Here is a 17,233-nt window from a genome sequence, read left to right as displayed (position 1 = left end):
AGCATGACTGAGCGTCTCCCGCTGATGGCGGGCAACTGGAAGATGAACCTCAACCACCTCGAGGCCATCCAGCACACCCAGAAGCTGGCGTTCGCGCTGGCCGACAAGGACTACGAGGCCGTCGAGGTCGCCGTCCTGGTGCCGTTCACCGACCTGCGTTCGGTGCAGACCCTGGTCTTCGGCGACAAGCTGAAGATCAAGTACGGCTCGCAGGACATCTCCCAGCACGACGGCGGCGCCTACACGGGCGAGGTCTCCGGCCCGATGCTGGCCAAGCTCCAGTGCACCTACGCGGTGATCGGCCACTCGGAGCGCCGCCAGTACCACGGCGAGAACGAGGAGATCGTCAACGCCAAGGTCAAGGCCGCCTACCGGGCCGGGGTCACCCCGATCCTGTGCATCGGCGAGCCGCTGGAGATCCGCAAGGCCGGCACCCACGTCGAGCACACCCTGGCCCAGCTGGACGGCGCCCTGGAGGGCGTCCCGGCGGACCAGGCCGAGTCGATCGTGGTCGCCTACGAGCCGGTCTGGGCGATCGGCACCGGCGAGGTGGCCACCCCGGAGGACGCGCAGGAGGTCTGCGCCGCCATCCGCGGGCGGCTCGCCGAGCTGTACTCCGCCGAGCTGGCCGACAAGGTCCGTGTGCTGTACGGCGGTTCGGTCAAGTCGTCGAGCGCGGCCGGTCTGATGGCCAAGCCCGACATCGACGGCGGCCTGATCGGCGGTGCCTCGCTGGACGCCGACGAGTTCGTCAAGATCGTGCGCTACCGTGAGCAGGCAGTAGGCTAACGCCGCCGCAGCAACGTAGGCTTTGGGGCCGGACCGCCGTACGCGGCCCGGCCCCTTCGCGAAGATACGAGAGAGTTGGTCCCGTCGTGGTTCTCGGGTTCTCGATTGCCCTGATCATCTTCAGTGCGCTGATGATCCTCTTGGTGCTTCTGCACAAGGGGAAGGGCGGCGGTCTTTCCGACATGTTCGGCGGTGGCGCGATGTCCACCGGCGGCGGTTCGGCGGTGGCCGAGCGCAACCTGGACCGCATCACCATCGTGGTCGGCGTGGGCTGGTTCGCCTGCATCATCGTGCTGAGCCTGGTCATGAAGTACAAGAGCTGACGCAACCCTGACGCCCCGTCGCCCGAGCGCCTATCCTGGGACGGTCGGGGGCGGAGGCGATGGTGGCGGAAGCTTAAGTCCTGCTTACACTAGGACGACTTTCGCCACCGACGCGCACCGCGGCGGGTCGGCGCAACAGCACGCAGGGAGTCAGACCGTGGCAAGTGGCAACGCCATCCGTGGCAGCAGGGTCGGGGCAGGCCCGATGGGGGAGGCGGAGCGCGGTGAGTCCGCTCCGCGCAACCGGATCTCCTTCTGGTGTGCCAACAAGCACGAGACCCGGCCCAGCTTCGCCGCCGAGGCCGTCATCCCGGACACCTGGGACTGCCCGCGCTGCGGCTTTCCGGCCGGCCAGGACGAGGACAACCCGCCCGCACCCTCGCGCAACGAGCCGTACAAGACCCACCTCGCCTACGTCCGGGAGCGGCGCACCGACGCCGACGGCGAGGCGATCCTCGCCGAGGCGCTGGCCAAGCTGCGCGGCGAGATCTGACGCACGAGCGAGATCCGGGGCGAGCCGAGCGCCGAACGGACTGACGACAAAGGGCGCCACCGTCGAGTGACGGCGGCGCCCTTCGGCGTTCCCGCTGTTACGCCGAGGCCGGCGGGTACAGCTGCGGCGGGATCCGCTCGGCGGCGGCGCGGTCCAGCAGCCACAGGGTGCGGCTGCGGCCGTACGCGCCGGAGGCCGGGGCCTGCAGCTCGCCGGGGCCGGACAGGGCCAGCGCGACCGCGCCCGCCTTGTCCTCGCCGGCGGCCAGCAGCCAGACCTCACGGGCCGCCCGGATCGCCGGGAGGGTGAGCGAGATCCGGGTCGGCGGGGGCTTGGGGGCCCCGCGCACGCCGATCACGGTCAGCTCGGTCTCCCGCACGCCCGGGTGCTCCGGGAAGAGCGAGGCCACGTGGGTGTCCGGGCCGACGCCGAGCAGCAGCACGTCGAAGGCCGGGACGCCGAACCGGTCGCCCGGTCCGGCGGCCTTCGCCAGCTCCTGCGCGTAACGGGCGGCGGCCGCCTCCACGTCCGAGCCGTCCACGCCGTCCGAGGCGGGCATCTCGTGCACCCGCGCCGGGTCGAGCGGAACGGCGTCCAGCAGCTCGGCGCGGGCCTGGACGGCGTTGCGGTCCGGATCGGCGGCGGAGACGAAGCGCTCGTCGCCCCACCAGAGGTCCAGCCGGCCCCAGTCGACCGCGTCGCGCGCCGGGGAGGCGGCGATCGCGGCCAGCAGGGCGTTGCCGTTACGGCCGCCGGTGAGCACCACCGAGGCGGTGCCGCGGGCGGCCTGGGCGTCCACGATCCGGGTGATCAGCCGGGCCGCGGCCGCCTGGGCCATCAGCTCCTTGTCCCGGTGGACGACCAGCTGCGGGGTCGCGGCGGTCATGCGCTGCCCTTGGCGGCGCGCTTGCCCGCGGCCTTCTTCGCGGTCGGCTTCTCCGCGTCGGCGGTCACCCGGGTCGCATTGGCCACCGCGGCGTCGGCGGCCGCGGCCGCCGCCTCGCCGACCGAATCGGCCGCGGCCGGATCGGCCAGCGCCGGGTCGGCCGCCGGGCCGGACTCGGCGTGCTCGCGCAGCCGCTCGACGGGCGTGCGCACGGCCGTCGAGTAGATGTCGTCCGGGTCCAGCCGGCGCAGCTCCTCGGCGATCAACTCCGCGGTCTCGCGCCGCTTGAGCGCCACCTGGCGGTCCGGCGAGCCGGGCATGGAGAGCGTGCCCATCAGGCCGTCCGGGCGGTCCAGGGTGATGTCCCCGCCGGTGGTGCGCAGGTGCACCGCGGTGATGCCGGGGCCGCCGGTGACGACCCGCTCGACCGGCACGTGCAGCCGGTTGAGCAGCCACAGGCCGAGCAGTTCGACGCTGGGGTTGTAGGACTCGCCCTCGACCATCACCGAGGTGATGGCGGACGGCCGCTGGTCCAGCGCGGCGGCCAGCATCGAGCGCCAGCCGGTGATCCGGGTCCAGGCCAGGTCGGTGTCGCCCGGGGTGTAGCTCTCGGCCCGCTGGGCGAGCTGACCGACCGGGGACTCGGCGGTGACGGCGTCGGTGATCCGGCGCTGGGCGAGCGCGCCCAGCGGGTCCTGCGCCGGGTGCTGCGGCGCGTTGTCCGGCCACCAGACCACGGTCGGGGCGTCCGGCAGCAGCAGCGGCAGGACCACCGACTGGGCGTGCAAGGCGAGTTCGCCGTGCATGCGCAGGATGACCGTTTCTCCGGAGCCGGCGTCCGAGCCGACCAGGATCTCGGCGTCCAGCCGGGTCTCGGCACGGGCCCGGGGCGAGCGGCCGGCGCGCTTGATCACCGCGAGGGTTCGCATCGGATGCTCACGGGAGGCCTCGTTGGCGGCCTTGAGGGCGTCGTACGCGCTGCCCTCGTCGGTCACGATCACCAGGGTGAGCACCATGCCGGCGGCGGTGGAGCCGCTGGCCCGGCGCGCCTCCATCAGCTGGGCGTTGATCTTGCTGGAGGTCGTGTTGGTGAGGTCGATCTTCATGGCCGGCGCCAGCTCCTGCCGTCTCGTGCGAGCATCTCGTCCGCCTCGGACGGGCCCCAGGTGCCCGCCGGGTACTGGGCGGGCTTGCCGTGGGCGTCCCAGTACTTCTCGATCGGGTCGAGGATCTGCCAGGAGAGCTCGACCTCCTGGTGACGCGGGAACAGGTTGGCGTCGCCGAGCAGCACATCGAGGATGAGCCGCTCGTACGCCTCCGGGCTGGACTCGGTGAAGGACTCGCCGTAGGCGAAGTCCATCGTGACGTCCCGGACCTCGAAGGAGGTGCCCGGCACCTTGGAGCCGAACCGCACCGTCACGCCCTCGTCCGGCTGGACCCGGATGACCAGGGCGTTCTGCCCCAGCTCCTCGGTCGCGTAGGAGTCGAACGGCAGGTACGGGGCGCGCTGGAAGACCACCGCGATCTCGGTGACCCGGCGGCCCAGCCGCTTGCCGGTGCGCAGGTAGAACGGGACACCCGCCCAGCGGCGGTTGTTGATCTCCAGCTTGATCGCCGCGTAGGTGTCGGTCTTGGAGTCCGGGTCGATGCCGTCCTCGTCCAGGTAGCCGGCCACCTCCTCGCCGCCCTGCCAGCCGGCCGCGTACTGGCCGCGCACGGTGTGCCGGCCGAGGTCGGCCGGGAGCTTGACCGCGCTGAGCACCTTGAGCTTCTCGGCCACCAGCGCCTTCGGGTGGAAGGACGCCGGCTCCTCGATGGCGGTGAGCGCCATCAGCTGCAGCAGGTGGTTCTGGATGACGTCACGGGCGGAGCCGATGCCGTCGTAGTAGCCGGCCCGGCCGCCGATGCCGATGTCCTCGGCCATGGTGATCTGCACGTGGTCGACGTACGACCGGTTCCAGATCGGCTCGAACATCTGGTTGGCGAAGCGCAGTGCCAGGATGTTCTGGACCGTCTCCTTGCCCAGGTAGTGGTCGATCCGGAAGACCTCGTCGCGCGGGAAGACCTCGTGGACGACCTTGTTGAGCTCCTGGGCGCTCTCCAGGTCGTGGCCGAAAGGCTTCTCGATGACGGCGCGGCGCCAGGAGCCCTGCGGCGGGTCGGCCAGGCCGTGCTTCTTGAGCTGCTGGACGACGGTCGGGAAGAACTTCGGCGGGACGGACAGGTAGAAGGCGAAGTTGCCGCCGGTGCCCTGGGCCTTGTCCAGCTCCTCGATGGTCTCGCGGAGCTTGTCGAAGGCCTCGTCGTCGTCGAAGGTGCCCTGGACGAAGCGCATGCCCTTGGCGAGCTGCTGCCAGACCTCCTCACGGAACGGGGTCCGGGCGTGCTCCTTGACCGCGTCGTGGACCTCCTTGGCGAAGTCCTCGTCCTCCCACTCGCGGCGGGCGAAGCCCACCAGGGAGAAGCCCGGCGGCAGCAGACCCCGGTTGGCCAGGTCGTAGATGGCCGGCATCAGCTTCTTGCGGGACAGGTCGCCGGTGACCCCGAAGATGACCAGGCCGGACGGCCCCGCGATGCGCGGGAGCCGCCGGTCGGAGGGGTCACGAAGCGGGTTGACCGGAGCGGGCGGGAGGTCGTCCGCGTCCGATTCCGACGTCAACTCGGGGAAATCAGTGCTCACTTGGTGTGCTCCGCTTTCGTGCGCTGGCTGTGTGAGCGGGGGTCACTTCTCGTTGGCGAAGGAGGCCAGCGAGGCGGTGACAGTGTCGAGCAGTTCCTGCCAGGACTGCTCGAACTTCTCCACGCCCTCGTCCTCCAGCACCTGGACGACGTCGTCGTAGTCCACGCCGGCGGCCGCGATGGCGTCCAGGACGGCCTTGGCGTCGGCGTAGTTGGGGACGATGGTGTTGCCGGTGATCACGCCGTGGTCGCCGGTGGCGTCCAGGGTGGCCTCGGGCATGGTGTTGACGGTGCCGGGGGCGACCAGCTCGGTGACGTACAGGGTGTCCGGCAGGGCCGGGTCCTTGACGCCGGTGGAGGCCCACAGCGGGCGCTGCGGCTTGGCGCCGGCGGCCTCCAGGGCCTTCCAGCGGGCGTTGCCGGCGGTCTTGCCGTCGACGCTGCCGAAGACCTCCTCGTACGCCTGGTAGGCGAGGCGGGCGTTGGCCAGGGCGGCCTTGGAACGCAGGTTCCGGGCGTCGCCGCCGATCTTGTCCAGGCGCTTGTCGATCTCGGTGTCCACGCGGGACACGAAGAAGGAGGCGACCGACTCGATCTGGGAGAGGTCCAGGCCCTTGGCCTTGGCGGTCTCCAGGCCGGTCAGGTAGGCGTCGATGACGGCCTTGTAGCGGTCCAGGGAGAAGATCAGCGTGACGTTGACGCTGATGCCCAGGCCGATGACCTCGGCGATGGCGGGCAGGCCGGCCTTGGTGGCGGGGATCTTGATCAGGACGTTCGGACGGTCGACCAGCCACCACAGCTGCTTGGCCTCGGCCACCGTCGGGGCGGTCTCGTGCGCCAGGCGCGGGTCGACCTCGATGGAGACCCGGCCGTCGCGGCCGTTGGAGGCGTCGTAGACCGGGCGCAGCACGTCCGCGGCGTCGCGCACGTCCGAGGTGGTGATCATGCGGATCGCCTCGTCGGTGGTGACCTTGCGGACCGCGAGGTCGCGCAGCTGGCTGTCGTAGGAGCTGTCGCCGCTGCCGGCGATGGCCTTCTGGAAGATGGTCGGGTTGGTGGTGACACCCACCACGTGCTTGTTCTGCACCAGCTCGGCCAGGTTGCCGGAGTTCAGCCGCTTGCGGCTGAGGTCGTCCAGCCAGATCGCAACGCCTTCGTCGCTGAGGCGCTTCAGTGCGTCAGTCATGGTGCTTCAGTCCCTTGTTCTTCTGCTTCGTGGGGTAGTCAGAGGGGGCCGCGTGCCCGCGTGCGGGCGGGCACGCGGCCCGGAACGCGTTAGCGGTTGACGGCCTCGAGGGAGCGCAGGGCGTTGTGCGCCTCCGCCACCACGCGCTCGGCGGTCAGGCCGAACTCCTCGAACAGCACCTGGTAGTCGGCGGAGGCACCGAAGTGCTCCAGCGAGACGATCCGGCCGTGGTCGCCGACCAGCTCGCGCCAGCCCTGGGCGATGCCGGCCTCCACCGAGACGCGGGCCTTGACCGACGGCGGCAGCACGCTGTCGCGGTAGGCCTGGTCCTGCTCCTGGAACCACTCGAAGGACGGGACGGAGACGACGCGGGTGGCGATGCCCTCGGCCTCCAGGACCTCGCGGGCCTGGACGGCCAGCTGGACCTCGGAACCGGTGCCCAGCAGGATCAGCTGCGGGTCACCGTTGCCGGCCTCGGCCAGCACGTAGGCGCCCTTGGCGGTGCCCTCGGCGGAGGCGAAGACCTCGCGGTCGAAGGTCGGGACGTTCTGACGGGTGAGCGCCAGGCCGACCGGGCCGGGGTGGCTGCTCTGGCGCTCGATGAGGGTGCGCCAGGCGACGGCCGTCTCGTTGGCGTCCGCCGGGCGGACCATGGCCAGGCCCGGGATGGCGCGCAGCGAGGCCATGTGCTCCACCGGCTGGTGGGTCGGGCCGTCCTCGCCGAGGCCGATCGAGTCGTGCGTCCAGACGTAGGTGACCGGCAGCTTCATCAGCGCGGCCAGACGGACGGCCGGGCGCATGTAGTCGGCGAAGACCAGGAAGGTGCCGCCGTACACGCGGGTCCCGCCGTGCAGCGCGATGCCGTTCATGGTCGAGCCCATGGCGTGCTCGCGGATGCCGAAGTGGATCGTCCGGCCGTACGGGCTGGCGGACTTCAGCGGGTTGCCCTCGGGGAGGAAGGAGCTGTCCTCGTCGATCGTGGTGAGGTTGGACTCCGCGAGGTCGGCCGAGCCGCCCCACAGCTCCGGGATCACCGCGCCGAGCGCCTTGAGGGTCTCGCCGGAGGCCTTGCGGGTGGCGACGGCCTTGCCGGCCGGGAAGGAGGGGATGGCCTTCTTCCAGCCCTCGGGCAGCTCGCCGGCCTGGATGCGGTCGAACTCGGCGGCCCGGTGGGCGTTCGCGGCGCGCCAGGCGTCGAAGCCCTGCTGCCACTGGTCGCGGGCGGCCTTGCCGCGCTTGATGACCTGGCGGGCGTGCTCGATGACCTGGTCGCTGACCTCGAAGGTCTTCTCCGGGTCGAAGCCCAGGACCTTCTTGGTGGCGGCGATCTCGGCCGCGCCGAGCGCCGAGCCGTGCGCCTTGGCGGTGTTCTGGGCGTCCGGGGCAGGCCAGGCGATGATGGTGCGCATCGCGATCAGCGACGGGCGGGAGGTCTCCGCCTTGGCGGCGGCCAGCGCACCGGCGAGGGCCTCGACGTCGATGTCGCCGTTGGCCTTCGGGGTGACGCGCTGCACGTGCCAGCCGTACGCCTCGTAGCGCTTGAGGACGTCCTCGGAGAAGGCCGTCTCGGTGTCGCCCTCGATCGAGATGTGGTTGTCGTCGTACAGGGCGACCAGGTTGCCCAGCTTCTGGTGGCCGGCCAGCGAGGAGGCCTCGGCGGAGATGCCCTCCTCCAGGTCGCCGTCGGAGACGATGGCCCAGATGGTGTGGTCGAAGGGGGACTCCCCGGCCGCCGCCTCCGGGTCGAACAGACCGCGCTCGTAACGGGCGGCCATCGCCATGCCGACCGCGTTGGCGATGCCCTGGCCCAGCGGGCCGGTGGTGGTCTCCACGCCGGCGGTGTGGCCGTGCTCGGGGTGGCCCGGGGTGCGGCTGCCCGCGACGCGGAAGGCCTTGAGGTCATCCAGCTCCAGGCCGTAGCCGGAGAAGTACAGCTGGGTGTAGAGCGTCAGGCTGGTGTGCCCGGGGGAGAGGACGAAGCGGTCGCGGCCGACCCAGGCCGGGTCGGTCGGGTCGTGGCGCAGGAAGCGCTGGAAGATCAGGTAGGCAGCGGGGGCCAGCGACATGGCCGTCCCGGGGTGCCCGTTACCGACCTTCTGGACAGCGTCCATCGCCAGGACCCGCGCCGTGTCAACCGTGCGCTCGTCCAGGTCGCTCCACTCGAATGCGTTCGTCGGCGCAGTGCTCACCCTGTCTCAGGGCTCCTTCCATTGTGAAGAGTGACCCCGTGAATGGGGACCGGGTCGGCCACGGCGCTGTGGTCCCGACTGTGGATGGTGCCGGTCACGGAGGGTAGATCCCGCTTCTGCGTGCGAGCCTACCGTCCGGGCCGGGGCTCACCCTCCGTGCCGGGACAACCGGGATTTCCGCATGGTGATTCCCACTAGGGCGTTACGACTTGTTTTGTCCCAGGCTCTCCCGGTTTGCCGGGGCCTGCCGCCCGGGTGGTCGGGACGGGTTGCGGAGCCGCGCCGGAGCCGTTTCGTGGCTTCACCCAGTCGGCTCACCCCGGGGTGTGCCATCCGCCTCGCCGGGGGACCCCGGAGCCGGATGGGATATATGGAGCGTCTAAGGTGGCGTGGTACGCGCAGAGCGGACGATTCGGGACCCTTCGTTCCTGTGGCCGCCTGCGAGGATTCATCTTCAGTTGGGGTGTTAGTGACCGCCGTCGAAACCCGTCCCGCCGGGGTCACCGGGGCGACTCCTGCGCACCGGCCCATCGGGGCCCGTGTCGGCGCCTTCGTCGCACTGACCAAGCCGCGGATCATCGAGCTGCTGCTGATGAGCACGGTGCCGGTGATGTTCCTGGCCCAACAGGGCGTGCCGAACATGCTGCTGGTGCTGAAGGTCGTGGTCGGCGGCTACCTCTCGGCGGGCGGCGCCAACGCCCTCAACATGTACATCGACCGCGACATCGACGCGCTGATGACCCGTACCGAGCGGCGGCCGATCGTCACCGGGATGGTGTCCCCGCGTGAGGCACTGGTCTTCGGCATCACGCTCGGGGTCGTCTCCACCCTGGTGCTCGGCTACGGCGTCAACTGGCTCTCCGCCGGACTGGCGCTCGGCGCGCTGCTGTTCTACGTGTTCGTCTACACGCTGGGGCTCAAGCGGCGCACCTCGCAGAACATCGTCTGGGGCGGCATCGCCGGCTGCATGCCGGTGCTGATCGGCTGGTCCTCGGTGACCAACTCGGTGTCCTGGGCGGCCGTCGCGCTGTTCCTGGTGGTGTTCTTCTGGACGCCGCCGCACACCTGGGTGCTGTCGATGAAGGTGCGCGAGGACTACGAGCGGGCCGGCGTGCCGATGCTGCCGGTGATCAAGGGCAACGTCGCGGTCGGCAAGCAGGTCGTCGCCTACTCCTGGGTGATGGTGGCGGTCTCCCTGGCGGTCTGGCCGCTCGGGCACATGAGCTGGCTGTACCCCGTCGCCGCGGTGCTGCTCGGCGGCTTCTGGCTGCGCGAGGCGCACGCGCTGTACGCGCGGGCCAAGGCCGGGATCGTGGGCGCGAAGCTGAAGGAGATGCGGCTGTTCCACTGGTCGATCACCTATCTGTCGCTGCTGTTCGTGGTGTGCGCGATCGATCCGTTCGTGAAGTGAAGTGAAGTGAAGTAAGGCTTGTCGGACGGCGAGGAGCCCCGGTCCTGGTGGACCGGGGCTCCTCGCGTGTCCGGGGTCCTCGGTTTTCCGGGGCTCGTTCCGCGTTCGGCGGCCGGGTAGTTCGGAGTTCAGCGGCTGGGTAGTTCGGACGGGCCGACGTGGTCGTCCAGCCAGTCCCGGAGTGGCTGGGAGGCGCGCAGGAACGCGGCGATCCGGGTGCGGGCCGTGCGGGTGCCCAGCCACTCGGCGGGCTCCCACTCCTGCCAGGCCACCAGGCCCTTGTGGCGCAGCAGCTCGATCCTCGGGTGGTCCTTGGCGTAGCCGCGCGGAGCCGACTTGAGGGAGTCCCGGCCGTGGACCTGCGGGCCGTCCTTCTCCACCCGGGCGATCACCCTGAGGAGTTCGGCGCCGCTGACGTCCTCGGCGACGGCGGCACGGTAGCGCTCCAGCTGGTCCGGGGCGAGCTGGTACATGCCGTTGCCGCAGGCCAGGCCGTCGGCGGAGAGCTGGATGTAGCCGCCCGACTCCAGATGCGCGCCGATGTGCGTCTTGTACGGGGACTTGTCGGCGCTGAAGCGGACGTCGCGGTTGGGGCGGAAGATCTTCCCCGGCCCGAACTCCGGCTCCAGCTCGGCGAGCAGCAGCTCCATCGGGGCGCGTACGGTGTCGTCGTACTGCTCCTTGTGGGCCTGCCAGAAGGTCTTCGAGTTGTCGGCTTCGAGGTGCGCGTAGAAGTCCAGCGCCTCGGCCGGCCAGCCTTTGAAGGTCACCTCTCCAGTATGTGGCCCGGTGCACAGGGTGCTCTTGTCGCCAGGTCGTCTACCGGTGGGTAGCATGCGGGCATGAGCAGCGCAGAGACCGCCACCGCCGCGCCGGACGCCCGTACCGAGCGCCGCGCCAAGCGCATCGCCAAGCACCTGACCAGCTTCGCCCAGCAGCACGGCGGCAGCGCCGACGCGGTCGTCGAGTACGTCGGCGCCGTGGCCACCCGGATCGTCGTGGTCGGCGCGGACGGCGCCTGGGGCGACCAGGTGGCCCCGACGTACGCGGTCGGCCGCCGGGCCGCCGAGCTGGCCGGGCTCACCCTGCACGACGACTTCGAGGGCGAGCTGGGCCTCAAGGTGAAGACCGGCCCGTACGAGTGGAAGCGGATGGCGGGGCTGCAGCTCGGCGGCTGATCACGGTCTCGTGTGTGCGACGGCCCGGCTCCCCGGATGGGGGAGCCGGGCCGTTGGCCGTTTCAGATGGGGAGGCTCCAGCCAGGGCCGTCCTCGTGGCCGATCCAGACGCGTTGTCCCGACCTGGAGACGGTGAACCCGAAGCCCTCCTGATGCGGCTCGCCCGCCCTCTGCCAGGCTTCGATGGCGCTCTCCACCTGGTCCCAGAGCCGGAGCGGGCCCCGCTGGACGACGGTCCAGCCGCCTCCCGGGGCCGGCATGGTCCGGGCCTGTGATCCCGTGGCCACGTCGGAGAGGATCTGCTGTCCGCCGACGCCCATCCGCTCGGCCGAGGGCGCTGCGAGCTGGGAGACCCAGTTGCCCGTCCAGGTGCCGATGATCTCGGGGTCGATCCGGGTCGGGCGTTCGTCGCCGGGGAGCAGTGACAGGCTCTGGCGGGGCGGCCGGTCGTGCGGGCGGGCGATCATGAAGCTGGTGTAGCCGGGCAGGAATCGGCCGGTGGCTTCTCCGGGACCGGTCACGACCAGCAGCGCGAGACCGAAGCCGAAGGACCAGCCGGACAGCGTGACCAGGATCCGGCCGCCGGGCTTCACCTGGTGCAGCCACGGGGGCGGCACGTAGCGAACCGAACAGGTGGCGACGAGTCGGTCGTAGGGGCCTCCGTCCGGGTCGCCGAGCAGTCCGTCGCCGATGATCAGGCGTGGGGAGTACCCGGCTGCCTTGAGGGCGGCTGCAGCGGCCTCGCCCACCCCCGGGTCGTATTCGACGCTGGTGAGGTTGGCGTTCCCGAGCCGGTGCGCGCCGAGGGCGGTCGAGTAGCCGGTGCCGGTGCCGATCTCGAGCACCCGGTGGCCGGCCTCGGCGCCGAGCTGGTGCCACATGCGCAGGACCAGGGACGGCAGGGTGGACGACGAGGACGGAACCCCCGTGACGGTGCCGCCGGTCACGTCCTCGGGGCGGGTGCGCCCGTCGAGTTGGGTGATCAGCGTTTCGTTGCTGTAGACCTGCTCCAGCCAGCCGGGCTCGCCCCGGAACACGGGCCGGTAGGCGGTCGGGTAACTTCCCTCGACCGGAAGGAAGTAGGAACCGACGAACAGTTCCCGGGGGACCGCTCTGGCGGCGTGCTCCCAGGCCGGATCGGTGATCTTGTCCTCCCCGGTGAAGCCGTCCACCAGGGCAGTACGGAGCTGAGCCGGTGTACTCACGTGTCGGGACCTCTCTCCAGCTGATCGGCAATGGCGCGGGCGATCGCGGCGCTGGTCCTGGCCGGCTGCCACGCCCACTGGCAGTTCGGGTTGCACTCAAGGAAGTACCAGTCGCCCGAGGCGGTCACGGCGAAGTCGAACGCGCCGTACACCAAACGGAATTCAACGAGGTAGGCGGCGACCGACCGCGCGACCGGTTCGGGGATCTCCACCGGCGCGCACGTCATCCGGTCCTGCCGGTGGCGCCAGTCGAGATCGGGGCTGTCGATCCGGACGCCGAACAGGCGGTCTCCGACGGCGGTCACCCGCGCGTCGAAGGCCTTCCACCCGGACGACCGGGACTCGACGGTCGGCCAAGACGCGCAGGACCACGTCGGCTGTCACGTCGTAGGGGCCGGTCAGGACCAGAACCGCCCGGTGTCGATCCGGTGTCATGTCAGCCCGCGCCCTGATCCTGGTCGTTCGCGGGCATGCTGTCCATGTCGGTCGGCTGGTTCTGCTGCCCGCTCTGGCCGTCGCCGCCGCCCGTGCTCGTGGGCGTGCTGGTTTCGGTGCTGGTGCCGTGCGCACCCATCTCGACCGTGCGGCCGTGCTCGTCTACGAACACGGCGACCTGCGTTTCGGGATCGATCACGGGCGTCAGGGCGGGGATCGGGCTGGACTCCGGGTACGGCCCCATGCGGGTGGTGCCCCACGGTGCGGTGGTCATCTGTGCTGCGCCTCCTGATGGACAGGGTGGCTGGGGTGGTCGAGCCATGGCCACTGGGTGTTCGCAGTGACGGTGAGGCCGAAGCGGGTGGGGGCTGGGCGGTCGTGCTGCTCCCACCAGTGGTGGGCGGCGGTGACCTCGTCCCAGAGGCGGCGGGGGCCGTACTGCCAGACGGTGAAGCGGTTTGCTCGGTCATGGTTGTGGTCGACGGCGGCCCAGGAGCGGGTGTCGGTGGTCGCGATCCAGAGCCGGGCGTCGACGCCGTCGACGCCCGGCTCGTGTTCCCAGGCGGTCCACACGTCGCCGAGCCGTAGGCCGAGGGCGAAGCGGGCCTCCCAGTTGTCGCCCGTGACCTCCCACGGGGGCAGCGTGGTCTCGGATTCGTCCGGGACGTGCTCGTCCCGGACGACGTCGCGGAAGATCCGCAGGTCCTGCCGGTGGTTGCGCATCAGCATGAACGCGGAGTAGGGGCTGAAGCGGCCCTGGGCCCGGTCGCGTTCGACGGTGAGCTTGAGGAGTCCCCAGCAGAGCATCGGGTTGTCCCAGGGGGTGAGGATGACGCCGCCGGGGCGGGTCTGTTCGATCCAGGCCCAGGGGACGCGGCGGACCGAGCAGGTGGAGACGATCCGGTCGTACGGGTGGCGGCGGGGCCAGCCCAGGGAGCCGTCTCCGCGGACGAGGTCGACGTCCAGGCCTGCCGTGTTGAGGGAGGCCCAGGCTTGTTCGGAGACCTCGGGATCGATCTCGATCGAGGTGACGTGTCTGGGGCCGAGGCGGTGGGCGAGGAGGGCGGCGTTCCAGCCGGTGCCGGTGCCGATCTCCAGGACGTTCATGCCGGGGCGGACGTCGAGGTCTCGGAGCATGCGGACGACGATCGAGGGGGCCGAGGCGGAGGAGGACGGCCAGGCGGCGGTCGGGTCGGCGGCCGGCTGGCCGTCGTTGACCTGGGTGACGACGGGCGCGTCCGCGTACGCCGCCTCGAACCAACGTTGGTGGTCGGTGGAGAGGTCGCACGGTTCGTAATCGTCGTGGGTGTTCTCCAGCCAGATCCGTTCGGGGAGGAAGCGATGGCGCGGGACCGCCGTGATGGCCTTCTGCCACTCCGGAGGAACGGGGCCGTCGAGCGCTTCGCCGACGGCCCGGAGCAGGCCGCGCACGGCGGCCTGCTCCGGTCGATGCACGGGGTCCGTCACTTCTCGCCCTCGCCCTTCTTGTGCTTCGGCTCGGGCGCCGGCTGGGATCCGTCGGGGGACGGCTTGCTCGTGCCCGGGTCCTTCTTGCCGCCGTGCTTGCCGCCGCTGGGCTTGTCGGTTCCCCAACCCATTCTTTCTCCTTGGGTGTTGATGTGTGTGTTGGTGATCCCGTCCGCGCCGCCGGGCCGACGGCGCGGACGGGAGTTCAGTGGGAGCGGTTGATCAGTACGAGGGCCGCGACGACGATGTGCAGCCCGGCCGCGGCGGATACGCCGTAGGCGGCCCAGACCTGCGTGGGGTCGGGGTCGGACGGCGGTGGCGGCGCGTCGTCGGGGGCGCAATCGGCGTCAGAGGGTTGCGAGTTCACCGGGGGGTCGGCGCAGGTGTCGCAAGGTCGGCGTGGACGACCTTGCCGAAGGGGAGAAGCGTGACGCCCCAGCGGCCATGGGTGAGCCGGTGGACCATCGCCAGCCCCCGGCCCGACGTGGCGTCGGGCCGGGCCTGGACCATCACGGGCATCGACCGGGAGCCGTCGCCGACGAGGATGCGGACGATGTGGTCGGTCGGATGGCGGATGCCGACGAGCATGCGGGTCTGGCAGCCGGTCTTGAGGGAGTTGGTGACCAGCTCGCTGACGATCACGGCAGCGTCGTCCACCAGGTCGCTCGGCCCCCACTCCCGCAGCTGCGCGCCGACGAACCGGCGCGCAGCTGCCACCGACTCCGGCTGGTAGGGCAGCAGCAGGTCCGATGTCGGCAGCACCGACATCGAATCGGTGCCAGGAGTCGCACGACACTCCATCGAAGCGTGCTGCATGGGAACTTCCAGGATGTCGGCCTCGAACACGACCATCTCCTCTAAATGAGGTGTTTCCATGCACTCATGTACATGAGTGACGAGTAGAAGAGTGCCCGACTCCTGTACATGAGTCAACCCGTCGCGAGAGGAACCTCGCGACGGGTTGAGAGAGTTGATTGTCAGTCAGTCATGTGCGGGGAAGCGATAGTCGAGAACGAACTGATCTGCGGCCATGACGGTGTCGCACACCTCCACCACGCGACCATCCGTGGTGATGGCCTCGCGAACGAGATGGATCACTGGCGCACCAGGGCTCAGCGTGAGCGCTTTGGTCTCGGGCTTGCTTGCGAGCCTGGCCCGCACGGACTCGGTGAACTCGGCGAGGGAGTGGCCATGCTCTTCGAGGCGGGCGTAGATGCCGCCGCCACCTGGGTTCTCGGCGAAGACTTCGGGGATGTCCTTGACTACATCCCACGGCAGGTATGACGTGGCCTCCTCGGTGGGTACCCCATCTCGGAAGTACCGGCGCTTCCGGGCCAGCACTTGGGTGTCTGCGGGAAGTCCCAAGCGATCGGCGATCTCAGGAGGTGCTGCTATGGGGCCCACGAACAGCACGGTCACGGACGGGACGCCGCCGGAGGTCTCCGCCTCTGCGAGGTACGCGGCCTTGCCGGCTTTGCGGTGGGCGCGGCGGAATCGGTCCGCAGACTTCCGCTGTACCGGAGGGCGGGAGCGGACAAAAGAGCCTCGACCGTGGTGCGTCTCGATCAGCTGCGTCGTTCGGAGTTCGGCGATGGCCTTGCGAACCGTCCCGGAAGCGACTCCGTACCGTTGCATGAGCTCCGCTTCGCTGGGCACGGTCGCACCGGGAGCAAGAGCGCCCGACTTGACCTGTGCGGCGATGTCAGCCGCGATCTGTAGGTACTTCGCTGTGGCCGACGAGGCCACTTCACCACTCGCCATAGTCCTTCAGGGCTCCTATCCTCCTGCACATGAGTAACAGCGCCGGGAAGTCCCAGTCAACGCCGCTCCACTCCGTGTCCGTCGCGGGGGTGGTGGTGCGCGAGGACGGTCGGGTGCTGGCGATTCGCCGTGCTGACAACGGGACTTGGGAACCTCCGGGTGGCGTGCTGGAGCTGGACGAGGCTATCGAGGACGGGGTGCGCCGCGAGGTCTACGAGGAGACCGGGATCAAGGTCGGCGTGGAAAGGCTGACCGGCGTGTATAAGAACGTGAGCCGAGGGATCGTTGCTCTCGTTCTCCGCTGCCGACCGGAGAGCGGGGGAGAGCGACTCTCGGACGAGTCGGTCGAAGTCAACTGGCTCACACCGGTTGAGGTCTCCGAGCGCATGGCCGAGGTCTACGCGGTACGTGTCTTGGACGCGCTTCGGGACGACGTGGCATCAAGCGTTCGGACCCACGACGGCCGACATCTGCTTTGACAACGTTGATACGCCTGCGGTCTCTCAGTGGTAGGGCGGTGCGACGGTGGCGGTTCGGCTCTTGGACGGCAGCCAGGCGGCTGAGCTGGAGGGCCAGTTGAAGGAGGTGTTCGCGGAGGCGTTCGTGGAGCCTCCTTACGGCGAGGGGCCGGCCGACGTGGAGCGGGCGTTTCGCCGGTTCCGCTCGCAGGTGCGTCGGCGGGGGTTCCGGGCGGCGATTGCCTTCGACGGAGACACCGTTGTGGGCATGGCGTACGGCTACCCGCTGTCGGAGAGCACCGGATGGTGGGACACGTTGATCGATCCGGTGTCCGAGGACCTCAGACGTGAGGACGGAGAGCGGACATTCGGTCTCTTCGAGCTGGCAGTTCGGCCCGAGTGGCGTCGCCAAGGCGTCGCCACTCGCATGCACCGCGACCTCATCGAAGGAATCGACAACGCCCGGGTGATGCTGAACAGCCGACCGGAGGCGATCGCGGCCCAGGCGTCCTACCGAGCGTGGGGCTATGCGCGCGTCGGGTCGGCCATCCCCTGGGAGGGCGCGGCTCGGCACGATGTGATGGTGCTGGATCTGGACCGTCCGATGGCACGGGCCTGAGATGACATGGCGAAGGGCCCCCATCCGTCTTGGGTTCTAGGAGTCGTTGCAACACCCCAGTTCAGGGGATGCATTGGACTTCGAGATCCGCAAGGACCGGACAGCTCAGGGGCCTGTGAGGTTGAGCCGGGAACGGGCGGCATACTCCCGGCTC

General features: G+C 70.1%; 21 protein-coding genes. 7 read left to right on the top strand and 14 right to left on the bottom strand.

Annotated features, from left to right (window positions below; all coding sequences use genetic code 11):
* The first annotated feature begins 3 nt into the window (after nt 1-3).
* From tpiA to BG452_RS38070, 3 genes are all read left to right on the top strand, one after another.
* A complete protein-coding gene (gene tpiA / locus BG452_RS38080; RefSeq protein WP_188308907.1) occupies nt 4-789 on the top strand; it encodes a triose-phosphate isomerase in 786 nt (261 codons plus the stop codon).
* An 86-nt stretch (nt 790-875) separates the two neighbouring features.
* Nucleotides 876-1,112, top strand: coding sequence for a preprotein translocase subunit SecG (gene secG, locus BG452_RS38075; RefSeq protein ID WP_188308906.1), 237 nt, complete (start codon nt 876-878; stop codon nt 1,110-1,112).
* A 157-nt stretch (nt 1,113-1,269) separates the two neighbouring features.
* Entirely contained in the window at nt 1,270-1,605 is a 336-nt protein-coding gene (locus BG452_RS38070) for an RNA polymerase-binding protein RbpA (protein WP_184938344.1), read from the top strand.
* A 97-nt stretch (nt 1,606-1,702) separates the two neighbouring features.
* On the opposite strand, the gene pgl is transcribed toward BG452_RS38070, so the two are convergent.
* From pgl to tkt, 5 genes are all read right to left on the bottom strand, one after another.
* Nucleotides 1,703-2,491 carry a 6-phosphogluconolactonase gene (pgl, locus tag BG452_RS38065; protein ID WP_188308905.1) on the bottom strand — a complete coding sequence of 263 codons (789 nt, stop codon included), beginning with the start codon at nt 2,489-2,491 and terminating at the stop codon, nt 1,703-1,705.
* Nucleotides 2,488-3,597 (bottom strand): glucose-6-phosphate dehydrogenase assembly protein OpcA, encoded by a 1,110-nt coding sequence (gene opcA / locus BG452_RS38060; RefSeq protein ID WP_188308904.1) that lies wholly within the window; start codon nt 3,595-3,597, stop codon nt 2,488-2,490. Before opcA ends, pgl begins: the two co-directional genes overlap by 4 nt.
* Complete coding sequence (gene zwf, locus BG452_RS38055) at nt 3,594-5,150, bottom strand: glucose-6-phosphate dehydrogenase (protein WP_188308927.1); 1,557 nt, start codon at nt 5,148-5,150, stop codon at nt 3,594-3,596. The genes opcA and zwf overlap by 4 nt, the downstream gene beginning before the upstream one ends.
* A gap of 63 nt (nt 5,151-5,213) precedes the next feature.
* On the bottom strand, nt 5,214-6,356 hold the full coding sequence (tal, locus tag BG452_RS38050; RefSeq protein WP_188308903.1) for a transaldolase: 1,143 nt from the start codon (nt 6,354-6,356) through the stop codon (nt 5,214-5,216).
* An 89-nt stretch (nt 6,357-6,445) separates the two neighbouring features.
* Nucleotides 6,446-8,545, bottom strand: coding sequence for a transketolase (tkt, locus tag BG452_RS38045; protein ID WP_188308902.1), 2,100 nt, complete (start codon nt 8,543-8,545; stop codon nt 6,446-6,448).
* A 463-nt stretch (nt 8,546-9,008) separates the two neighbouring features.
* Here tkt and BG452_RS38040 point away from each other — a divergent pair, with 463 nt between their 5' ends.
* Nucleotides 9,009-9,956 carry a heme o synthase gene (locus BG452_RS38040; protein WP_188308901.1) on the top strand — a complete coding sequence of 316 codons (948 nt, stop codon included), beginning with the start codon at nt 9,009-9,011 and terminating at the stop codon, nt 9,954-9,956.
* 128 nt (nt 9,957-10,084) lie between these two features.
* Here BG452_RS38040 and BG452_RS38035 read toward each other — a convergent pair whose 3' ends face one another.
* Nucleotides 10,085-10,726: a DUF2461 domain-containing protein gene (locus tag BG452_RS38035; RefSeq protein ID WP_317621417.1), complete on the bottom strand. Its 642-nt coding sequence runs from the start codon at nt 10,724-10,726 to the stop codon at nt 10,085-10,087.
* 72 nt (nt 10,727-10,798) lie between these two features.
* Between BG452_RS38035 and BG452_RS38030 the strand changes: the two genes are divergently transcribed.
* A complete protein-coding gene (locus tag BG452_RS38030; protein WP_188308899.1) occupies nt 10,799-11,134 on the top strand; it encodes a hypothetical protein in 336 nt (111 codons plus the stop codon).
* Nucleotides 11,135-11,196: 62 nt separating this feature from the next.
* Here the strand turns inward: BG452_RS38030 and tgmC are convergent, their stop codons facing one another.
* The 8 genes from tgmC to BG452_RS37995 form a co-directional block, all read right to left on the bottom strand.
* Nucleotides 11,197-12,339, bottom strand: coding sequence for an ATP-grasp peptide maturase system methyltransferase (tgmC, locus tag BG452_RS38025; protein ID WP_188308898.1), 1,143 nt, complete (start codon nt 12,337-12,339; stop codon nt 11,197-11,199).
* Nucleotides 12,336-12,644 (bottom strand): hypothetical protein, encoded by a 309-nt coding sequence (locus tag BG452_RS38020; RefSeq protein WP_223243334.1) that lies wholly within the window; start codon nt 12,642-12,644, stop codon nt 12,336-12,338. The genes tgmC and BG452_RS38020 overlap by 4 nt, the downstream gene beginning before the upstream one ends.
* A gap of 131 nt (nt 12,645-12,775) precedes the next feature.
* Nucleotides 12,776-13,048, bottom strand: a complete 273-nt coding sequence (gene tgmA, locus BG452_RS38015; RefSeq protein WP_188308897.1) for a putative ATP-grasp-modified RiPP — start codon at nt 13,046-13,048, stop codon at nt 12,776-12,778.
* Nucleotides 13,045-14,241 carry a methyltransferase domain-containing protein gene (locus tag BG452_RS38010; protein WP_188308896.1) on the bottom strand — a complete coding sequence of 399 codons (1,197 nt, stop codon included), beginning with the start codon at nt 14,239-14,241 and terminating at the stop codon, nt 13,045-13,047. Before BG452_RS38010 ends, tgmA begins: the two co-directional genes overlap by 4 nt.
* The gene (locus BG452_RS47425; protein ID WP_262986108.1) at nt 14,238-14,372 is read right to left on the bottom strand and encodes a hypothetical protein; all 135 of its coding nucleotides are present in this window, start codon (nt 14,370-14,372) and stop codon (nt 14,238-14,240) included. Before BG452_RS47425 ends, BG452_RS38010 begins: the two co-directional genes overlap by 4 nt.
* 74 nt (nt 14,373-14,446) lie before the next feature.
* On the bottom strand, nt 14,447-14,608 hold the full coding sequence (locus tag BG452_RS38005) for a hypothetical protein (RefSeq protein ID WP_188308895.1): 162 nt from the start codon (nt 14,606-14,608) through the stop codon (nt 14,447-14,449).
* Complete coding sequence (locus tag BG452_RS38000) at nt 14,605-15,087, bottom strand: ATP-binding protein (RefSeq protein WP_188308894.1); 483 nt, start codon at nt 15,085-15,087, stop codon at nt 14,605-14,607. The genes BG452_RS38005 and BG452_RS38000 overlap by 4 nt, the downstream gene beginning before the upstream one ends.
* 135 nt (nt 15,088-15,222) lie before the next feature.
* Nucleotides 15,223-16,002, bottom strand: coding sequence for a GntR family transcriptional regulator (locus BG452_RS37995; RefSeq protein WP_188308893.1), 780 nt, complete (start codon nt 16,000-16,002; stop codon nt 15,223-15,225).
* Nucleotides 16,003-16,019: 17 nt separating this feature from the next.
* Here BG452_RS37995 and BG452_RS37990 point away from each other — a divergent pair, with 17 nt between their 5' ends.
* Both BG452_RS37990 and BG452_RS37985 read left to right on the top strand, forming a co-directional pair.
* The gene (locus BG452_RS37990) at nt 16,020-16,481 is read left to right on the top strand and encodes an NUDIX hydrolase (RefSeq protein ID WP_188308926.1); all 462 of its coding nucleotides are present in this window, start codon (nt 16,020-16,022) and stop codon (nt 16,479-16,481) included.
* A 61-nt stretch (nt 16,482-16,542) separates the two neighbouring features.
* Nucleotides 16,543-17,079: a GNAT family N-acetyltransferase gene (locus BG452_RS37985; protein ID WP_188308892.1), complete on the top strand. Its 537-nt coding sequence runs from the start codon at nt 16,543-16,545 to the stop codon at nt 17,077-17,079.
* Nucleotides 17,080-17,233: the final 154 nt, after the last annotated feature.

It is taken from the genome of Streptomyces sp. CBMA123, assembly GCF_014596465.1.
In the GTDB taxonomy this organism is placed as follows: Bacteria; Actinomycetota; Actinomycetes; order Streptomycetales; family Streptomycetaceae; genus Kitasatospora.
This window is presented reverse-complemented; position numbering and strand designations above follow the sequence as displayed.